Raw genomic sequence first — 1,332 nt, forward strand, 5'->3', positions numbered from 1 at the left:
TTACAAAAATTTAAATTTAAAAAATAAGAAATATTTGCATCTTAATTTTAAAAAGTATCAACTTTTTCAAAAATTAATTGATTTTAATCACATATGAATTTCTTCAAAAATTTCTAGTAAGTTGGCAGTATTATTAAATACTGCCCTCTATTATTCTTAACAATTTTTAATTCTAAATTACTTTATTTTTCACTCTTTTTAATGAACGCTTTAGAAAAGCATACAAACATATCTTCTCTATCGTCTCTTTTCTCTAAGCTTAAAAGCTGAATAATTTTACCTTCAATCATATATAAAAATAATTTGGCATCATTAAATAATGTAGGGGCTTGTAACATTCTAAGTAAGCTATAGATTTCATTAGTCAGCCACGTTCTGTACCTTATCGCAGTCTGAAAAGCATTTGGATAGCTATTTTTAGTTTCAAAAATGGCTTTAAATATTAAATAATATGGCCCTTCTACGTCAGTATGTAAATAATAAAGCTTTTTGAGCTTATCTATCACGCTTGTGTGTTGGTCATACTCGACCAGTGCAATGACTTGTTCTTGAAGATGCTCTTTTTGCACGATCAAGCAAATTTCAATGAAGCGTTGTTTAGAGTGAAAATAACTATAAAACGTCATTTTGTTCACTTCTGTTTCGTTCACAATTTTGTCGACACCTACAAGGTGAAATCCACCGTGGTGAAACAGATTAATCCCTTTTTTTACAACTTTTAAAGCACGTGTTGTGAGAACTAAAGTTGGCATAGTTTTACCATTATAAAATTCTTGTTGTTTCTAAATGAGATAAAGATGCCGTCACTCTTAAATTGAGTGCTAAATACAGGCATGCGAAAGCCGCACAGTAATGGTGTGCTCGCCTATCTCGGGTTTATTGTTGCTATGATTTTTAGTCGTAACGATTCTTAAGGTGTAGGCAACCTAAAGTCGATTAAACCCTTTTATAGACTTTTTAAGTGGTATGGGCAGAGAGAATTTGGCAAAGGCCAATAAAAAAGAATTAGTACGCATAGAGGACTCCTCATGTCTAAAGAAGTTCTACCGAATCACTGTCAAACGATTATGGTGGCAGAACGGAAGAGGGTTGACAGACTGGTCAAACGAGCCAGCACACCCGTAGGTGTCCCCCTCCCGTTCCACCGCAGAGGGGGCGAGAGTGGCTAAACACTAAAAGTATAAAACCTTTAATGCTCGTTTGATTCAGCCTGTCAAAGCCGGCTGGCAATGTGGCCAGCAGGCAAAGGATAGTGCTCAACCCTATTGCAGTCAAGCACACAAAATGACATTTGTTTTAAAATAGATCATTAAAAAGTAAGGATAAATAATT

General features: G+C 34.5%; 1 protein-coding gene. It reads right to left on the reverse strand.

All coding sequences use genetic code 11. The features are described from left to right. Window positions 1-182 precede the first annotated feature (182 nt). Window positions 183-752 carry a TetR/AcrR family transcriptional regulator gene (locus ACIF8R_RS18345; RefSeq protein ID WP_396482477.1) on the reverse strand — a complete coding sequence of 190 codons (570 nt, stop codon included), beginning with the start codon at window positions 750-752 and terminating at the stop codon, window positions 183-185. Between the last annotated feature and the right edge of the window lie 580 nt (window positions 753-1,332).

This window comes from Acinetobacter sp. ABJ_C4_1 (assembly GCF_044538495.1).
GTDB lineage: Bacteria > Pseudomonadota > Gammaproteobacteria > Pseudomonadales > Moraxellaceae > Acinetobacter > Acinetobacter nosocomialis_A.

Coding starts and splice junctions, on each gene's coding strand:
- ACIF8R_RS18345 (WP_396482477.1), bottom strand. CDS start 752: ATGCCAACTTTAGTTCTCACAACACGTGCTTTAAAAGTTGTAAAAAAA.